Origin of the sequence: Bacteroides sp. 51 (assembly GCF_010500965.1) — a bacterium.
GTDB lineage: Bacteria > Bacteroidota > Bacteroidia > Bacteroidales > Bacteroidaceae > Bacteroides.
Genome location: NZ_QVMI01000003.1, coordinates 191346 through 209718 on the forward strand (window position 1 = coordinate 191346; position 18373 = coordinate 209718).

The window sequence follows — 18373 nt, forward strand, 5'->3', positions numbered from 1 at the left end:
TTTTCAGAAAAAGAAGAAAAACATATTTGAGTGTTTTTCTAATCTGTTATATTTGTATGTAAACTCAGCACCCCTATGATACACAAACAGTTAATTATTTCCGGATGGATAATCATCTTGTTGTCCGCCTTTTCCGTAATACAGGCAAAGGAATCTTATCGTTTCCGTACGTTCTCACCCGAGGGTGGTTTCTACTACAACGGGGTTTCGTCTATAGTACAGGATAAAGATGGGTTAATTTGGTTTATTATTGATAATGACCTGTATCGTTTCAATGGTTATGAGTACAAGAATTACCACACGGCTTTCTCTGCCGAGGTCCATATGGGTTCGGGCAAGACACGCCAGTTCAATGGTATCCAGGCAGATGGTAAGGGGAATGTTTTTGCGGCAACAGCCAATGGATTGTATATATATGACAGGTGGGTCGAAACGTTCCATAAGATAATGAATCAGTCGGTATCGGAGTTATATACAGATTCGTATGATAACCTTTGGATGGCAAAGGAGGGAAAACTGACGATTCGTTTCCCGGATGGTACGTTGCACACGCCGCTCTACGAAGGCAAGAGTCTTCTTCGGAGTACATCATATACAGGCGATGAACGTAGTTTGTTTGTAAGTACAGTTAAGGATATTTACCGCTATAGTTATGAATCGGACGAGTTCTTGCACTTCTATTCATTTGATGAAGGGGCGAATATACAAAGCATTACCCGCGACCGCAATAAGTTGTGGGTACTGATTGCCGACCGGGGATTATTCCGAATTGATATCCCTACAGCAACAATAGAACAGGTTTATGACTTCTTCCACCAGGAGAACGGCGGAAATGTTTTAACGAAGACGATTTGCATGGATAAGAATGGTTCGGTTTGGATTGCAACGCAAAAAGGGTTGTATATCCTTAATCCCGAAACCGGCCTGTATAGTCACTATATACATTCTAAGTTTGATCCGTTTAGTTTGCCCAACAACTCGGTCTGGAGCATTACGAAAGATCGGCAGGAGAATATGTGGATCGGAACATACTCCGGTGGGTTGTGTTATGTGAACCCGGACGAGAGTGTATGGCTGAAGAGTTACACCCCACTGGTTAGTGCATTGAATCATAATCTGATAAGCGGGTTTACAGAAGACGATACGTATTTGTGGATTGCTACCGAAGGTGGAGGTATTAACCGGATGAATAAGCTGACGGGCGAATTCACCTATCTAAGGCAGGGAGACTCGCCGAACAGCCTGGCCTATGACAATACGAAATCGGTTGTTTACGATTCGCAGCAGCGGCTTTGGATTGCCATGTTCCGTGGCGGATTGGATTGTTACGACACACGCAGCAAGCAGTTCAGGCATTTCCGGCACGATCCGGAGAATGAAAATTCATTGCTTACAAACGATTTGCGCAAGATTATCCTTGAGGGCGAAAATGGGCTGTGGATCACGTATCAGCTAAATAAAGTCGTAGTATCGTATTATTCTTTCAGCGAACAGAAGTTTACGCATTATATGCTTTCCGACAGGGAGGAATTCATTTACGACTTTTGCCGGGGGAATAATCAACTGTGGTTGGTTTCGGAGAAGTTATACATGATCCATACGGTGACCAAGGAGGTGGAAAGTTTCTCGCCGGACAATCAATACCTCAACAGTCAGGCCATTTGTACAGACGGTAACGGAGATTTGTGGATCGGTACGATTGGAGGAGGACTGATCAAGTTTAATACCCGTACAAAGGAGTTTACGACTTACGATGATATTCTGCGTTTTAATATCTATTCGATTTTCAGTTTATGCGCGGACGACGAGAATAATCTTTGGTTGGGAACGGATAATGGGTTGCTTCGGTATGAGATTTCTACCGGTCAGTGCCTGCGTTTCGACAAGGAGGATGGTACACAAGGGCAGGTTTTCTATCCGCTATCTACTTTCAAAGCCCGTACGGGAGAGCTTTATTTCGGTGGCACAAATGGTTTCACAGCACTTAATCCTAAGTTATTGAGCCGTAACGAACGCGAGCCGAACCTCATTATGCTGGATTTCCTGATTGACCATGCTCCTGCCACTCCTACTCCCAGTGATGCGAAAAACGACACGACCTGGTTCCCTAAGTGTATTGTATTAAAGCACAACCAGTCTACCTTTGGCTTTACGTTCACATCCGACAATTACCTTAATCCGAGTAAAAACAGCTTCCGTTACCGTTTGCGCGGATATGATGACCGATGGACGGAAACCGGAGCTACGGGTCGTTCGGCATCGTATACCAAGGTTCCATCGGGCGACTACACGTTCGAGGTGATGGTGGCCAATAGCAACGGCATGTGGAACACAAATCCTTATACCGTAGAGATTAAACGCTTGCCGGCTCCGTGGTTGAGTTTGCCGGCTTATATGGTCTATATGCTGATATTGGGCACGATTGTATTCTTTATTCTGCGGCATTATCATATCCGTAAACGGATGAAACTGCAATTATATCTGGATGCGGTAGACAAACAGAAGAAGGAGGAGATTCATCAATCGCAATTACGTTTCTTCACCAACATTTCGCACGACTTCCGCACGCCGTTATTCCTTATTATCGCGGTACTGGAAAAGTTACAGGAATCGGGCTGGAAGGCAGAATATCACCGTATCCTGGATAATAATGCGCAACGTTTGCTCAATCTGGTAAATGACCTGATGGACTTCCGCACGATTGAGAACGGAAAGATGGCTTTACAGGTTGCTCCGCTGGATGCGAATCATCTGGTCGGTGCCATTGCTTATGATTTCCGGAATTATGCGCTTCAAAAGGAAGTAACGTTTGAGGTGAAATGTGATGATCTGCCGGCTTCGGTCTATGCAGATAGGCATGTGTTGGAAAAGATCTTATTGAATCTGCTGAATAATGCGTTCAAATATACAACGAAGGGTGGGCATATTTCTATCGAAACGTATAATGATGCAAAGGGATTCCATTCTTCGCATATTAATCATTTTACCGTGCAGGGAGATACGATTCCGGAAGATGCTTTCCTGATTGTGGTACGCGATACGGGGATTGGAATTTCAAAAGAGTCGATAGCCAGTGTTTTCGAACGGTTCTACAAAGTGAATTCGGATAAGGCAGACTCGCATCTGGGCACGGGTATCGGGTTGGCGCTGGTAAAGAGCCTGGTGCTGCTGCACAAGGGGGTATTAACGATATACAGTGAGCGCGAATCGGGCACGGATATGGTGGTGGCGCTGTCGAAGGCAAGCCATTTTTATACGCAGGAGGATATGGACATGAATAAAGAGGTGGCTGTAGATATGGGCGAGCTGGACGAGTCGAGCGAGAAGCTCTTGTCGGAGAAGAAGCATATCTTGCTGGTGGAGGATAATGATGATTTGCGGGGATTGATTGCGGAATCGCTTTCTGCCGACTTTGAGGTGATTGAAGCGGCCAATGGCGTTATCGCTACGGATGTTCTCCGCAAGTCGCCCGTGGAATTGATCATTAGTGATATTATGATGCCCGAAAAGGACGGTATCACGTTGTGCCGTGAGGTGAAGGGGGATATAAACCTGTCGCACATTCCATTTATCTTGCTCACGGCGAAAACGGGATTGGAGAGTAAGCTGGAGGGGGTAGACTCGGGAGCGGATCTTTATTTCGAGAAACCGGTTGATTCGCGGTTGCTCCGGGCATCGGTGCAGAATATCTTCACTACACGGAAGAAGTTGCAGGAGTATTATGCCAAGAATTATTTTGCTGATACTACTGAACTGGGAGGCAGTCGGCAGGACCGGGAGTTCCTGAAGCGGTTTATTGCGATTGTAGAAAAGAATATTGACCAATCGGAAATGGACGTGAATTATATTGCATCTGAACTATCTATAAGCCGGGCGAAGTTATATAATAAGGTGAAGAGTTTGACAAGTAAATCGACGGTCGAGTTTATTTTGAATTATCGCCTGCGAAAGGCTGCCCGACTGCTGGTAGAGGAGGACTTGTCTATCCGGGAGATTATGGAACGGGTAGGGATAGAGAGCCAGTCGTATTTTACGGCAGCTTTTAAGAAGGAGTTTGATGAAACGCCAACGGCGTTTGCAAAGAAGTATAGGAAGAAGGAGGGGTAAGATTGATTTGTATATCGTTCCTACAGAACTCCCTGCTAAATATGAACTTGACCTAGGGCTGCGGTCGTTTCACTCCCTGGCCCTAGGCTAAATCTAACAGGCTTTCAGCCTTACAGAATGTATTTCTTGTGGTTAAGATTTCATTATTTTATACCTAATATTTCATCCTTATATACTCAATTCCTCAGCCTATTGTTCCTAACATTCCCCCCTTACATCATCAAAATTCAGCCCAAGCACAAAAAAAACGCTTTGATCACAATTCGCCAATTTCACTTTCAAAACTCTCAAATATCAAACAAATTGCTTACTCAAGACTTCATCAAAGCTCCCCTTCCAGCTTCTAAAACCACCTCAAAACTAGGAGAACGATACAAAAACGGGTATGAGAAACCGGCATTTCTCCGATTTGCTTATTGCATTTTCGTCATATGAAGTAACCTTACGCTTCAAATGCTTATTGCATTTCATTAATATGCAATAGGCAAACGAGTGAAATGCTACTATCTCTAAAGAGAAACGCTTGTTTCTTGCCGGAAAAATGAAGAAAAGCTACTCTATTTCTCTTGGTTCTCCTAAATGAATGAACAAGCGAAAATTGACACTTTATTCTTATATGGAAAAACAAACAGCATTATCACACTTAACTCAAACGAAACCGAATCAAAAAGAAATAAAAGCCACAATATACTATCTATTCAGATTTCACAAAACCGTCACCTTTACGTTTTTCCGACGTCTCTTCACCGCCGGCCAGAACAAAGCCATACAGCGTAACTCGATTATCATTTTGTCACCAACTGACATTCTGACAAAAGAAACCCTCAAAAACACCTTTCAACTTATTTACAGCAAAACTTATAGTGAATCCAGTAACACAACATTCCCAATTCTTCCCTATCTTTAACCCCAAACGTTATGTACACATAATAAACCCGGATAAATTGCAAAGAAATGTCCGGAAAAGAAATAAAAACCAACGATTTACACATGAAAAAAGTACTCACCCTATGTTGCCTACTCATCATTATTCCGGAGTTATGGGCACAACTACCGCTCTTCCCCACCCCCGCCAAACAGTCTGTGCAGAAGGGCAACTTTACGATCCACAATCAAACAACCGTTGAAGGCCAGGACGAACACAGCCGGCAACTAGCCGCAACGCTTGATAAAGAGCTTCAGTCCATTCGCCTTGCCCGGAAAGAAAGTAAAAACACCATCAAATTCATATTGAACTCCACCGGCGATCAAGTCAAAGACGGGTATCGACTCCATGTCACCCCCGAAGTCGTGACACTGGAAGCCTCTTCGCCCTCCGGTTTGTTCTATGCCAAGGAATCATTGCTGCAACTGGCTCGTGCGGGCGAAGGCACCCTCCCCACTTGCCGGATTGAAGATGCCCCACGCTACGCCTGGCGCGGTTTCATGCTCGACGAGAGTCGCCACTTCTTCGGCAAAGAAAAGGTAAAGCAATACCTCGACATCATGGCCTCGCTGCGAATGAACATATTCCACTGGCACCTGACCGACGAACAGGGTTGGCGCATCGAGATCAAACAGTATCCAAAACTGACCACCGTCGGAGCCATCGGCAACTGGCACGACCCGCAAGCCCCCGCCACGTTTTATACACAGGAGGATATCAAAGAAATCGTGGCCTATGCCGCCCAACGCCAAATCATGATCATCCCCGAGTTTGATATGCCGGGACATGCCAGCGCGGCCGGACGGGCGTACCCCGAAATCTCCGGTGGCGGCGAAGGACGCTGGCAGCACTTTACCTACCATCCTTGCAAAGAAGAGACTTTTCAGTTTATCAATAATGTATTGGACGAGATCGTCAGCCTCTTCCCCGCTCCCTACATCCATATCGGGGGCGACGAAGTACATTTCGGGAACCAGAGCTGGTTCACCGACCCGCAAATCCAGCAGTTTATTGCAGACCATAACCTGAAAAACGAACTCGGCCTCGAACACTACTTCATCCGCCGGGTGGCCGATATGCTCACCCAAAAAGGCAGAACCATGATCGGGTGGGACGAGATTGTGGATTCGGGCGTATCGCCCACCCAAGCCATAGTGATGTGGTGGCGTCACGACAAACCCTCGCAACTCGTTAAAGCCCTCGAACAAGGTTTCCGTGTCATCATGACCCCACGCCGCCCACTCTACGGCGACTTCGTTCAATACGGCACGCATACCGTGGGGCGCACCTGGAACGGTTACAACTCCATCGAAGACATATACCGATTCCCCGATCCTATCATCCACTTCACCAAAAACTACGAGGACCAGATCATCGGCCTGCAACTGAATATATGGACGGAACGCATCGCCCAACCCAAGCGACTCGACTTTATGGTGTTCCCCCGCCTGGCTGCCGTGGCAGAAGCCGCCTGGACCCCTGCAAGGTCAAAGGAGTGCTCGCTGTTTATGCAGAAACTGCCCGTATTCCTCAACTACCTCGACACGTTGGGCATCTACTACTTCAACCCCTTCCGTCCCGAACAGCACGCCGAACCCGGCGCACCCGAAAAGGAAGATATATTACAGAACGGATAATCGTACAGAAAAGCCCCTGAGCCGGATTTGAGCAAAACAAATAGTGAATCCAGCAACAGCAACAAGTCCCGGCTACCTATTTTTGCAATCAAAGTCAGTTACAGAAACGAACTTTAATTGCAAAAGAAAAGTTAGCCATGAGAAATACATTCGCTACCGGCATCTTGTCGGTTATACTATCAATAGGTTCTCCATATATTTGTGCTGCCCAAGGCAGAGCAGACCTCCCCCCAAAGCCGGAGATATATCACACGCTTCAGGCGGTTGCCCGAAAGCAAATGTCCGACTTTAACTACTCTGCCAAAGGCAACGCATTCCACCTTCACGACTACGGAATTGATGCCTGGACAAACGCCACGTTCTTCCTCGGCCTGGCCGGGTGGAGCCTGGTGGCCCAGGACCCCGCCCCATACCGCGAGTGGTTGCTGAAAACAGGTAATGACGCAAATTGGAAACTCCCCCGCAACTTCATCCACCATCCCCAATTTGGTATATACCATGCCGACGAGCTTTGCATCAGTCAGTTCTACCTTGCCATGTATGCACTTTATAAGGAAGATGCCATGATTGCCGATACCCGCGAACGGTTAGATGCCATTGTCAACCATCCACCCCATCCGGCCATGGATTACGAGAGCAAACAGGCATGGACCTGGTGCGATGCCCTGTTCATGGCACCGTCCGTATATACCCAAATGTCGGTCATTACGCAAGACAACAAGTATATCGACTTCATGAACGAACAATATCATCGAACATACAACCACCTGTACAGTCCGGCAGACAGCCTGTTTTTCCGTGACGATAGTTATTTTAACCAGACAGAGCGTAACGGAAAGAAAGTATTTTGGGGCAGAGGAAACGGATGGGTTGCCGCCGGACTGGTCAATATCCTTAAGCACATGCCCCGCACATCGGCATACCGTTCGTTTTACGAAGCATTGTTCGTCCGGCTGTGCACCCGGCTGGCCGATTTACAAGACGTGAAAGGTTTCTGGCACGCCAGTCTGCTCGACCCGGATGCCTATCCCACCCCCGAAACAAGCGCCACCTCGCTCATCACCTATGCACTGGCATATGGTGTAAACAACAGTTTGCTGGACAAAAAGACATTCCTTCCCAAAATCGCTATGGCATGGAAAGCCCTGGCCACAGCCATCGACGAGGAAGGCCGCCTAGGCTGGGTGCAACCCATCGGTGCAGACCCGAAAGCCGTTACACGCAACATGACCGCCGTTTATGGCCCCGGTGCCTTACTGCTGGCAGGTACGGAACTCCTCCAACTCACCACCGGCGAGGTGCCCGATGAGGCACCGGAGCCAGCTTCCGGACGCATCACCATCCCCTTTAACGACAACTGGCTATTCAAAAAAGGCCCATTCGAACACGACCCTGTCCTTGCTGCCGCCACTCCCTTTCTCTCCGATCAATCCATCCTGGGCGGATTTGGCGATCCCGCCTGGGAAACCGTCACCATTCCTCACACCTGGAATGCCACCGACATGCAAACAGAGAAAAACAGCTTCTACGCCGGAGAAGCCTACTACCGCAAAAGCTACACTCCCGCCCTCACGCATAAGGATAAACGCATCTTTCTGCGTTTCGAAGGCGTGGCAAGTACCGCCCATGTCTACATTAACGGTCAGTTTGCCGGGAAACACGAAGGGGGGTATCCGGCATTTGCCGTAGAGATTTCTTCCCTGCTGAATGTTGGCAAACCCAACGAAATACTCGTCAAGGTCAACAACGCCTCACGCCCCGATGTCATTCCCGTCAACCACAACCTGTTTGGTGTATATGGAGGGATGTACCGGCCTGTATCCCTCATCATCACCGAAAAAGTTCATATTGCCGTCACCGATCATGCCTCACCCGGACTATACATCAGCCAGAAAGAGGTAAGCAGGAAATCGGCAACGATCAACATACGTACCAAGCTCGAAAATAAGTACAATCACCCGCTACCCATGCGGTTGGTTACCACCATTTATGAATCCGACGGACGTATTAAAGATAAACAGCAAACCAACATCATCCTTTCGCCGCAAGGACGGCAAACTGCCGAACAGCAGTTCACCCTGCGCCATCCCCACCTGTGGCAAGGACTGGAAGACCCATATCTATACAGAGTCGTCACCCAACTGGTCGATCATCAAGACAGGATAACAGATGAAGTAACCCAACCATTAGGTGTACGCCACATCCGGTTCAAGAAGGGTGACGGCCTGTATTTGAACGAGCAGAAAGTGCCCATGTACGGCGTATGCCGCCATCAGGATCGCTGGCAGGTAGGCAGCGCGCTCACCCATGCGCACCACGACGAAGACCTCGCGCTTATCCGCGAAATGGGGGCTACCACCATTCGCCTGGCACATTACCAACAGGCAGAGTACGTCTACGCCAAGTGCGACAGCATCGGTTTCCTGGTATGGGCAGAGATTCCGTTCGTCAACCGGGTCACTACACACGAGGCGGATAATGCCCGCCGGCAACTGACGGAACTTATCCGCCAAAATTACAACCACCCCTCCATCTATGTATGGGGCCTGCACAACGAAGTGTACATACCGCATAACTATACCGCCGAAATCACCGCGGAACTCCACGACCTGGCCAAGTCGGAAGATCCCGGACGCTACACCGTAGCCGTCAATGGTTATGGAGATGCCGGACACCCGGTGAATATGCAAGCCGACATACAAGGTATCAACCGCTATTTCGGATGGTACGAAAGAAAAACACAAGATCTCAAACCCTGGCTCGAAAGCCTTGAAAGAGACTATCCTCACCACCTTATTATACTGGCCGAATATGGCGCCGAAGCCAACATCGACCAGCAAGACGAACAGACAGGTGAGGTAGGCGACTGTTGCGGATTCACCAACTCCTACAACGAAACCTTCGCCACCCGCCTGCACGAGAAGCACTGGGGATATATAGCACATTCGCCCCACCTGGCAGCTTCCTACATCTGGAACATGTTCGACTTTTGTACTCCCATGGCGGCACAAGGAGGTGTCGAAGCCCGGAACATGAAAGGACTGGTTACCTTCGACCGGAAAACAAAAAAAGACCCGTTCTACTGGTACAAAGCCAATTGGAGTAAAGAGCCCGTACTCTATATTACCGGACGCAGAAACACGGAACGCTATCAGGCCGTGACCACTGTTAATGTTTATTCAAATCTGGGGCAACCCGTCCTCTTTGTTAATGGGCAGGAAATTAAGTCCGCACAAAAAGGCACGACCCCGGTTCATTATATCTTTGAAAATGTTAACTTAGCAGTTGGGAAAAATACGTTAGAAGTAAAGGCTAAGTACAACGGGATCACATACCAGGATCAGATCATCTGGTTTTACCATCCCGAGAACAAAGCCGGAAACCAGACCCTGACAGAAAGAGAAAAAGAACATTCCGGATTATAGTACGATCTGAAGTGTATAAAAAGCAATATAGCGGCAAATCAATCTATTAAATTCAATATAAATGATCATGAGAAATCACTTTTTGACCTTAATCATCGTAGCCATTTGCCTATGCGGTTGCCAAACCCGCGAATGTGCACGTGTTATTCCAACCCCCACCCCCGAACGTCCGGCAGGACAAACTGATGTGTTGGCACTTACCTGCGACCCTATACCCACTGTACGCGTTGCCTTTATCGGACTAGGCATGCGGGGACCCGGAGCGGTAAACCGCATGACGCACATCCCCGGAGTAGAAATCGTTGCCCTGTGCGATGTGGAACAAGAGAACACAAAACGAGTGAACGAAACACTGGTTAAACGCGGACTCCCCCAAACAGAAGAATTCTACGGAGACACCGCCGCATGGCGAAAAGTAACCGCCCTGCCCAACGTAGACCTGATTTACATAGCCACCGACTGGAAAAGCCATGCCACCATAGGCATACAGGCCATGAAAGACGGCAAACACGTAGCCATCGAAGTACCCGCCGCCATGACCATGGACGAAATATGGGGCCTCATCAATACATCGGAACAAACCCGCAAACATTGCATCCAGTTGGAGAACTGCGTATACGACTTCTTCGAACTCACCACACTGAACATGGTGCAACAAGGCTTACTTGGCGAGGTGTTGCACGGTGAGGGTGCTTACATTCACGGACTGCAACCGTATTGGGATCAATACTGGAACAACTGGCGCATGGACTTCAACCGCACCCATCGCGGAGATGTATATCCTACACACGGTTTAGGCCCTGTATGCCAGGCCATGAACATTCACCGGGGCGACAAGCTGAACTATCTCGTATCGGTAGATACCAAAGCAGTGGGCAACCCGGCTTACATCAAAGAGAAAACAGGCGAAACCGTGACCGACTTCCGTAACGGCGACCACACCACCACGATGATCCGCACCGAAAAAGGCAAAAGCATCCTGATTGAGCACAACGTGACTTCGCCACGCCCGTATAACCGCATGTACCAGCTTACCGGTACCAAAGGTTTTGCCAACAAATATCCGGTAGAAGGCTATGCACTGGACGGAGGCGATATTGACCCCGAAGTTGCTGCCAATCATGAGAACCTCAACGCCCACGACTTTCTACCTAAAGAAGTGATGGAAGCCCTGATGCAGAAATACAAACACCCCATCGTGAAGGATATTGAAGAGAAAGCCAAACAAGTAGGCGGTCACGGTGGCATGGATTTCATTATGGATTATCGTATGATTTACTGTTTGCAAAACGGTTTACCCCTCGATATGGATGTGTACGACCTGGCCGAATGGTGCTGCCTTATCCCTCTCACCGAGATTTCACTAGACAACAACAGCGCACCCGTAGAAATCCCCGATTTCACCCGTGGCGCCTGGAATAAACTTAACGGACTACAATTTGCTCAATAAACCATGCTGAAAAAAATATATTTTTGCTGTATGCTTCTGCTGATAACACTGTCGGCAAGAGCCTATCAGGAACGTAACCTGTTGCAAAAACAAGCAGATATACAAACACTGACCAACTGGCTCGTCATGGACCAGAAGTGGGTGTCCTATCCTGATTATACCGACCGGAAAGGGTGGAACGATTTCCTGGGAGATAACACCGCCTATTGCATTGAACAAGGTGAAAAATACCTCAACTATCAATGGCAAGTGATAAAAGCCACCGATTACATGGCATACTCCCGCACGGGAGACCGCAGTCCGATGTCAGACCCGTATAATGCCAATATCCATGCCATCACCCGCCTGTTCATCGCCGAGCTTGCCGAAGGGAAAGGACGGTTTCTGGACGCCTTGCTCGACGGCGTGTTCCATGTTTGCGAAATGACCTCCTGGTCCATCTCGGCACATATCGTAGTTCAACGGGCAGGAGGCACTTTCCCTGTTAAAAACGACCATGTACTGGAACTCGTATCGACCGATGTAGCCGCTACCTTCTCCTGGATATACTATTTCCTGCACGAAGAATTCGACAAGATAACTCCTCAGTTCTCCAAAAGGCTTTATGAAGAAATCAACGAGCGTATCCTCATTCCTTATATGACGGAGGATCGCTTCTGGTGGATGGCCTTCAGAGCCAAAGACGGAAACTCCCTAGTCAACAACTGGAATACGTGGTGCAACTCCAATGTCTTGCAATGTTTCCTGTTATTAGAGAACGATCCGGAGAAACTGGCGAAAGCTGTACACCGCAGCATGGTATCGGTAGATAAGTACATCAACTATAACAAAAGCGATGGTGCGTGCGAGGAAGGTCCGTCCTACTGGGGGCATTCCGCCGGGAAGCTGTTCGACTATCTGGATTTAATATATCAGGCGACCGATGGAAAACTCTCCCTTTTTGCCGAACCCACCATTAAAAACATGGGCGAATATATTTCACGCTCTTATGTAGGTAACGGATGGGTGGTGAACTTCGCCGATGCATCGGCCCGGGAACGACTGGACTATCATCTGATTGCCCGTTACGGCGACAAAGTGGAAAGTAAAGAGATGGAAGAGTTTGCTGCTTACCTCAAGAAACAACATTACCAGCCTATATCCGTAGAACGGGATATGCTACGCGCATTAGAAGCCTTCCGGTATGATAAACAAATAGACAGTTTCGCCTCTGTGCACCCGCATAAGCCGTACACCTGGTATCCGGAAACCGAGTTTTGTTATCAGGCCAATCCAAACCTGTTTCTGGCAACCAAAGGAGGACACAACGATGAAAGCCATAACCACAACGATGTTGGAACGTTCAATCTATATATCAACAATACTCCCCTCTTTATAGATATCGGCGTAGAAACTTACACCGGAAAAACGTTCAGCAAGGACCGTTACAGTATATGGACCATGCAAAGCGACTATCACAACTTACCTCAAATCAACGGTCAGCAACAGAAATATGGACGTTCGTACAAAGCCTCCCAGGTAAAAGCAAATCCGGGTAAGAAAACCTTCTCACTGGACATAGCAGGTGCATACCCCGCAGAAGCCGGAGTAAAGAAGTGGCAGCGCACGTATCGCCTGGCATCTCATGCGTTATATATCGAAGACGATTTTCTGTTGGATAACCCTACTACGCCTAATCAGCAACACTTTATCGTATGGGGAAAAGCAGAGATTACCCAGCCAGGAACCATCCGGATCGATGGCAACGGCGAAGCAGCAGAGTTATCTTATAACCCATCGCAGCTAAATGCCCAAACCGAAATTCTGGAAGTAAAAGACCCCCGACTGACGCATGTATGGGGAAATGAGTTAACCCGAATCACATTAAAAGCCTCAACCACAGAGGCACGGGGTACTTACAGAACTACCATTAAACCGATTAAGAAATGAAAACAAGTAAGAAAGAAACACAGATATTCTTTTCGCTAATAGTTATCGCACTATTCGCAATACCGCTACAGGCAAAAGAAACCCTGCCTTACTGGCGCGATATGAACGTGTTGCAGGTCAATAAAGAAAAGCCGCGCACCACATTCATGACCTACGACAGCCGCGCCGCCGCACTCACCGGAGAGTACGAACAAAGCAAATACTATCAACTGCTCAATGGCACATGGAAGTTCTTCTATACCGAAAACGACGGCATGGCACCGGCAAACATTACAGATGCCGATGTAGATGCATCCACATGGGCCGACATTAAAGTCCCCGGCAACTGGGAAGTACAGGGATTCGGTTCTCCCATCTACATCAACCACGGGTATGAGTTCCAGCCCCGGAACCCCAACCCGCCACACCTGCCGCACTACAGTCCGATGGGCGTATACCGCCGCGATATTGAAATCCCGGCCGACTGGAAAGACCGAGACATTTACCTGCACATCGGGGGAGCACGTTCGGCAACCTATGTGTACATTAACGGCAAAGAGATAGGCTATAGTGAAGACTCTAAAAACCCCGCCGAGTTTCTGATCAATCCGTACCTTCGCGAAGGTAAGAACATACTCACCCTTAAAATCTACCGGTGGAGCACCGCCTCCTTCCTGGAATGCCAGGACTTCTGGCGGATCAGTGGCATTGAACGCGATGTATTCCTTTGGTCGCAACCCCGCGTAGCGGTAAACGACTTCCGGGTAATTTCTACGCTCGATGACATGTACCTCAACGGTATCTTCAAACTTGAAGTAGATATAAAGAATACCCTTTCGCAAGGTTCCTCCCCGGCAACTGTTCGCTACGAGCTGCTGGATGCGAAAGGAAAAACAATCGCTACGTCTACCGAAACCCTGAACGTACCTGCCGAAGGGCAAACCGTAAACTTCGACGCCACTATTAATAAAGTATCGACATGGACATCGGAGCACCCTAATCTGTATAAACTATTAATCACGGTTACCAATGACGGAAAAGAAGAAATCATCCCTTTCAACGTCGGTTTCCGCCGTATCGAGATCAAAGAGAGCGATATCGAAATCAATGGCAAAAAGCAGAATCTTTTCTATGTGAACGGGCAGCCTATCAAACTCAAAGGCGTTAATATACACGAAGTGAGCCAATATAGCGGGCATTACGTTACACCGGAGGAAATGAAACGCAACTTCGAACTGATGAAACTAAACAACATCAATTCCGTGCGCCTGAGCCACTATCCGCAAGACCGTAAGTTCTACGAAATGTGCGATATATACGGTCTGTACGTATATGATGAAGCCAATATTGAGTCGCACGGCATGTACTACAACCTCAGGAAAGGGGGTACACTCGGCAATAACCCTGCATGGCTCGCCAATCACCTGTACCGTGTAGAGAATATGTTCGAGCGAAATAAGAATTATCCTTCTGTGACCATTTGGTCGTTGGGCAATGAAGCCGGCAATGGATATAACTTCTATCAGGCTTACCTCTGGCTCAAAGAAAAGGACAAGAGCCTGATGAACCGTCCTGTATGTTACGAGCGTGCCCTTTGGGAGTGGAACACCGACATGTATGTACCCCAATATCCATCGGCTGCCTGGCTTGAGGAAATCGGCAGATCAGGAGCCGACCGTCCCATTGTACCATCAGAATATGCGCACGCTATGGGTAACTCCACCGGCGACCTCTACGGCCAATGGCAAGCTATCAATGCATATCCGCACCTGCAAGGCGGCTACCTCTGGGAATGGATAGATCACTCCCTACTCGCCTATGACGATAAAGGAAAACCTTACTGGACGTATGGTGGAGACTACGGCAAGGATCTTCCATCCGATGGAAACTTCGTTGCCGATGGCATTATCGGGCCGGATCAGAACCCGCATCCGGGCATAGCAGAAGTGAAGTACACCCACCAAAACATTGGATTTGAAGCGACAGACCTGGCCAAAGGCGAAATCAAAATCACCAACCGGTTCTATTTCACCGATCTGTCCAAATACCGGGTTGAATACCAGATCAAGGCTAATCACAGTGTTATCGGGAGGGCTGTGCTTCCGTTATCGCTGGCTCCACAGGAGAGTCAAACGGTTATTCTGCCCGTAAGCAAGTTGAAGGCAGAGCCGGGAGTGGAGTATTTCATTAATTTCAAAGTCACCACCAAAGAGGCTGAGCCATTGGTTCCGGCAGGACATATCATCGCTTACGATCAATTCGAGTTGCCTGTTTATGCCGGTAAGAAAGCATATCAAACAGGAAAAGGGTCGGATATTCAGGTGGATGACCAACCGCAGACCATCCGTTTATCCTCTTCTAAACTTGCATTTGTATTTGATAAAGTAAAAGGTATTCCTACTTCATATCAGGTGGACGGAACTGAATATTTCAGCGAAGACTTTGGTGTTCAACCCAACTTCTGGCGTGCTCCCAACGATAACGATTATGGAAACGGAGCACCCAAGCGTCTGCAAATATGGAAAGAAGCGAGCAAGAATTTCACCGTAGATGCCTATGAGATCAAGGAAGAGAAACAGGCGGTAAGCCTGATCTTAACCTATGTTCTGCCAACCGGGAATCACTATATCATAACTTATCGTGTATACCCCACCGGCATTATGAATATTTCGGCCAGGTTCATCCCGATACAACAGGAAGAAATCGTTATCAGCAAATCCGAAGCCGAACTCATGGCCACCCACAGTCCGCAAGCCCAGGCAGATATAAAGAGAAAGAATACGCTGGAAGTTCCCCGTATCGGTGTACGCTTCCGCATCCCTCTTTCGCTGCAAAACATCCAATACTTTGGTCGTGGTCCCGAAGAGAATTATTGCGACCGATACAAAGGTACCATAGTCGATCTGTATCGTGCCAATGTAGATGAGATGTATCACCCCTATGTTCGTCCGCAGGAAAACGGACACCACACCGATACCCGCTGGCTGGCAGCACTGGACAAAAATCAAAAGGGCCTACTGATACAGGCCGATAGCCTGATCGGTTTCAATACGCTCCGCTATACGGTGGAAGATCTGGATGCGCAGGAGTCTGATGCACCCTACCAATGGACCAACTTCTCACCGGAAGAAATTGCGAATAAAGATGAAGCCCAAGCAAAAGATGTTATGCGCAAGCAAACTCATATTAACGACCTGAATCCACGCAATTTTATCGAAGTATGCCTCGACTGGAAACAACAGGGAGTGGCCGGTTATAACAGTTGGGGAGCAAGGGCAACGGAGTATGCAACCATTTATTCTGATAAGGAGTACAACTGGGGATTCACGCTTATTCCTGTGTCGGGAACAAAGGATATGGAGCAGAAGAATAAGTTGAGTTACTAACTTTTTCTCTTTATCTTTGCTTTACCAATACCTAATTAAAAAACAGTATGAAAACAAAAAGACTTTGGTCAATTGTCCTGCTAACAGCCATGACGTTGCCTATCTACGCCCAGCAACCGGATGGAGGAATCACCCCCGAAATGCTGCAACAAATCAAGCAATCCTATAAAGGAACCACAGCCGATAAGGCCATCCAAAATGCTATTACCAACACCAACATCAATCAACTTGCCATCAACACGGAGAGCAAGAATAACTTCGATACGTACTTTTCGCATAAGGTAAACAGCAAAGGCATCACCAACCAGAAATCATCCGGCCGTTGCTGGCTTTTCACTGGGCTGAACGTGTTCCGCGCCAAAGCCATTGCTAAATATGGTATGGGAGATTTCAAATTCTCCACCAACTATTCTTTCTTCTGGGATCAGCTCGAAAAGTCCAACCTGTTCCTGCAAGGCATCATCGACACCCGAACGCAACCGATGGACGACCGCCATGTGGAATGGCTCTTTAAGAATGTATTGAGCGACGGCGGGCAATTCACTGGCGTATTCGACATCCTGACCAAATACGGTGTTGTACCTGCCGAAGCCATGGTAGAGACAAACAGCAGCGATAATACCGGCAGAATGTCCAACCTCATTGGCCTTAAACTTAAAGAATACGGTTTGCAACTACGCGAGCAATCGGCTAAAGGAGCCAAACTCCCTGCACTGGAAAAGAGCAAAACCGAAATGCTGGGAACGATCTACCGCATGCTGGTTCTAAACCTGGGAGAACCACCCGCAACCTTTACCTGGGCGCGTACTAACGCTAAAGGCGAACCCGTGGAAACGAAAGAATACACTCCCCTGTCCTTCTATAACGAATTCATCGGTGGCGACATTGAGAACGACTACGTAATGCTGATGAACGACCCCACGCGCGAATTCTACAAGCTATACGAGATCGACTACGACCGCCACCGCTATGATGGTAAAAACTGGACGTACGTCAACCTACCGATTGAAGAAATCAAGGAAATGGCTATCGCATCTATTAAGGACAGTACTATGATGTACTTTTCCTGCGACGTGGGCAAGTTCTTCGACCGCGACAGAGGTGTGCTTGATGTAAACTACTACGACTACGGTTCTCTGTTTGATACGACTTTCGGCATGGATAAGAAACAGCGCATCCAGACCTTTGCCAGTGGTTCTTCGCACGCCATGACGCTAATGGCGGTAGACCTCGATGCTAATGGTACGCCTAAAAAATGGATGGTAGAAAACAGTTGGGGTCCGGGAGCGAATAACGGGCATCTCATTATGACGGATGAATGGTTCAATGAATATATGTTCCGTCTGGTGTTGGAAAAGAAATATATTACCGGCAAAGTTAAAGAGGTAATGAAACAAAAGCCAATCCGTTTACCGGCATGGGACCCTATGTTTGCTGATGAAGAGTAATCATCTAAAACGAAATACTGTAGAGGGTGTGTCATAACGTCATTGCGAGGGTTTACCCGAAGCAATCCAGCCTACAAAGCGTAAAAG

At 47.9% G+C, this 18373-nt stretch carries 7 protein-coding genes and 1 pseudogene; all 8 read left to right on the forward strand.

Annotated elements, in window-relative coordinates; all coding sequences use genetic code 11:
• Positions 1-75 precede the first annotated feature (75 nt).
• Positions 76-4107 (forward strand): hybrid sensor histidine kinase/response regulator transcription factor, encoded by a 4032-nt coding sequence (locus D0T87_RS04280; protein WP_163173113.1) that lies wholly within the window; start codon positions 76-78, stop codon positions 4105-4107.
• 990 nt (positions 4108-5097) lie between these two features.
• Positions 5098-6669, forward strand: coding sequence for a beta-N-acetylhexosaminidase (locus D0T87_RS04285; protein WP_163173266.1), 1572 nt, complete (start codon positions 5098-5100; stop codon positions 6667-6669).
• A gap of 137 nt (positions 6670-6806) precedes the next feature.
• Positions 6807-7943: pseudogene (locus tag D0T87_RS25040) on the forward strand (glycoside hydrolase family 105 protein); the annotation flags it as partial.
• Between the two features lie 24 nt (positions 7944-7967).
• Positions 7968-10094, forward strand: a complete 2127-nt coding sequence (locus tag D0T87_RS25045; RefSeq protein ID WP_370526819.1) for a glycoside hydrolase family 2 protein — start codon at positions 7968-7970, stop codon at positions 10092-10094.
• A 67-nt stretch (positions 10095-10161) separates the two neighbouring features.
• Entirely contained in the window at positions 10162-11544 is a 1383-nt protein-coding gene (locus D0T87_RS04295) for a Gfo/Idh/MocA family protein (protein ID WP_163173115.1), read from the forward strand.
• Positions 11545-11574: 30 nt separating this feature from the next.
• A complete protein-coding gene (locus D0T87_RS04300) occupies positions 11575-13473 on the forward strand; it encodes a heparinase II/III family protein (protein ID WP_163173117.1) in 1899 nt (632 codons plus the stop codon).
• Positions 13470-16838 (forward strand): glycoside hydrolase family 2 TIM barrel-domain containing protein, encoded by a 3369-nt coding sequence (locus D0T87_RS04305; RefSeq protein WP_163173119.1) that lies wholly within the window; start codon positions 13470-13472, stop codon positions 16836-16838. The genes D0T87_RS04300 and D0T87_RS04305 overlap by 4 nt, the downstream gene beginning before the upstream one ends.
• Before the next feature lie 47 nt (positions 16839-16885).
• Entirely contained in the window at positions 16886-18286 is a 1401-nt protein-coding gene (locus D0T87_RS04310; protein WP_163173121.1) for a C1 family peptidase, read from the forward strand.
• Positions 18287-18373 lie beyond the last annotated feature (87 nt).